The sequence below is a fragment of the Lentiprolixibacter sp. genome (genome assembly GCF_982873095.1).
The window spans coordinates 11,384-13,818 of record NZ_CEYNTP010000026.1 but is presented as its reverse complement, the minus strand read 5'-3'; the positions used below and the strand labels follow the sequence as shown (position 1 = coordinate 13,818).

At 46.8% G+C, this 2,435-nt stretch carries 3 protein-coding genes; 2 read left to right on the top strand and 1 reads right to left on the bottom strand.

Annotated elements, in window-relative coordinates:
• Positions 1–824: DUF4249 family protein (locus tag AC4E7D_RS03275; RefSeq protein ID WP_490172377.1), on the top strand; the 824-nt coding region annotated here is incomplete at its 5' end.
• Positions 825–855: 31 nt separating this feature from the next.
• Complete coding sequence (locus AC4E7D_RS03270) at positions 856–1,749, top strand: DUF4249 family protein (RefSeq protein ID WP_490172376.1); 894 nt, start codon at positions 856–858, stop codon at positions 1,747–1,749.
• Positions 1,750–1,773: 24 nt separating this feature from the next.
• Here the strand turns inward: AC4E7D_RS03270 and AC4E7D_RS03265 are convergent.
• A partial coding sequence (locus tag AC4E7D_RS03265; RefSeq protein WP_490172375.1) for a glycerate kinase occupies positions 1,774–2,435 on the bottom strand: 662 nt, incomplete at its 5' end.

Sequence of the window (2,435 nt, the reverse complement as noted above, 5' to 3'; positions counted from 1 at the left end):
ATGTTCCCTCAGGAGACACACGGCTCATCGTGGATGGCCTGATCCGCGTGGATACCACACAGACATTTGTGCCCGTCGAGATCAAAGTATCTGAGACCAGTGGTTTTTTTGACGAAATCCCGGTCACCTCTCTGGAAAGCATTGTAATTATCTATGAAAAGTATGAAGACAACCTGGTTGTGGAAACTGCCAGTTCCAGCCTCGCAGAGGAAGTTCCAGGATCTGGTATTTACACTCCGGATCCTACCTTCGACGAGGACCAGAGGATCCGTGTTTCAACTATACTGGAAGGGGATTGGTTATTCAATCTCATCATCAGTCACAAAGGAAGGCGGTACATTGCGCAAACCCGTTATGTCCCCTCCGTACCTATCGATGCCCTGGAACAAGGTACAGGGACCCTCTTCGAGGGGGATGAAACCGAGGTGCTGGTAACCTTTACCGATATCCCCGATGAGGACAATTACTATTTGCTGGATTTTGATTTTGATGAGTTTCTCGCAACTGAAGATGAGTTTTATCAGGGCCAGCAATTTCAGTTTTCCTATTTCTACGATCAGGAATTTGAGCCGGGCAGGGAAATCGAGATCAGTATAATGGGGGCCGATCAGGAATTCTTCAATTACATGGACCTGATCATTGAACAGACCGAACAAAATTTCGGATTTTTTGAAACCCCCAGGGCCACGGTCAGGGGAAATGTAATCGATATCACCGGGCTCGATAACATTGACGTTGTGGATAATACTGACCGTCCCAATGCTTTTCCATTGGGGTATTTCGCCATCGTACAGGAATTCAAGGACACCCTGGTGATAGAATAGAGAACACGGCTGACCTTTATAAGGATAACAAATGGACAGATTTATTGTTTTGGGAGTACTGTTCATGTGCATCTCTTTTGGATGTGAAGATGTGATTGAGGTTGAAGCCCCTGGAGAGGCGCCCAGACTTATTGTAGACGGACTGATCCGGGTAGATACCACCCAAACTTACCTCCCTATACAGATAAAGGTTACAGAAACCAATAGCTTTTTTGAAGAAATCCCGGTTACGGAACTGGAGCGTATCGTTATTCTGGTACAAGAGGAAGAAGATGGGATATTTGGGCCTACCGGTGATGTTATTCTGAAGGAGTTTATCCCGGGTTCAGGGATATATGAACCGGATACAGTGAATGTCGATGAACGCGTTCCCACGGCAGCTATCGAAAATGATAAGCTCCTGTACAGCTTGATTATAGAGCACAAGGGAAGAAAGTATATTGCCCAGACCAGATATGTGCCCACGGTACCCATCGAGAAGCTGGAACAGGGTACGGGAACACTTTTCGAAGGGGATGAAACCGAAGTGCTGGTTACTTTTACAGATATCCCGGACCGTAAGGATTACTATTTGTTTGATTTCGATTTCAACGAATACCTGGTAACCGAAGATGAATTCTATCAGGGCCAACAATTCCAGTTTTCCTATTTCTATGACCGTGAATTGGCGCCGGGCAGTGAAATAGAGGTCAGTATTATGGGGGCAGACCAGGAGTTCTTCAACTATATGGCCCGGATCATAGAACAAACCGAAGAAAATTTCGGATTCTTTGAAACTCCGAGGGCTACTGTAAGGGGAAATGTTTTTGATATCACCGGTCTTGACAATATCAATGTCCTTGACAATACGGACCGGCCTGATGACTTCCCCCTTGGGTATTTTGCCATTGTGCAGGAGATCAAGGACACCCTTATTATTGAGTAAGTGTATCGAGGCTGTTGCCGGGGACTAGCCCGTGGATCTGAAAAACTCAGCAATCGCTGCTTCTACAAGGGCAGCAGCGTTCTTCATATTGTACTCCAGGGACTGTGATTTGTCACGCACTTCGATCACATGCTGCACGCCATTTTCTTTTAAAACAGCTGAAGACACCTCCAAAAGGCCACATACGGCAATTATGGGGATATTATGTTGCCTGCCCAGTTCTGCCAGGCCGTTTATCCATTTCCCACTGAGGGTCTGATGATCAATCTTCCCTTCCCCGGTAAGGATATAGTCGATTTTTTCTTTTTTGAGTAAGGCCTGTACCTGGGCCAGTTGCAGTATAAACTGTGTACCGCTGATAAACTGAGCATTCAGGAAACTTTTCAGGCCGAATGCCGCTCCCCCGGCAGCCCCGGAACCTGCTTCATGAGCATGAGACTTCCCCAGTTGCTGTTGCACTACATGGTTTAATTGGCGCAATCCCTGGTCGAGCAATTCAATTTCCTCCGTCGTTGCCCCTTTTTGGGCGGCGTAAACATGGGCCGCACCGTAAGGGCCATATAGCGGATTGTTTACATCATTTACAGCTGTAAAGCGGGTTTTTCGGACCTCAGGGAGCATACCACTGTAATCTATTGACTGTATAAGAGACAGGTTTTGTCCGGTGGGAAGAAGTTGATCTCCCC

Coding starts and splice junctions, on each gene's coding strand:
- AC4E7D_RS03270 (WP_490172376.1), top strand. CDS start 856: ATGGACAGATTTATTGTTTTGGGAGTACTGTTCATGTGCATCTCTTTT.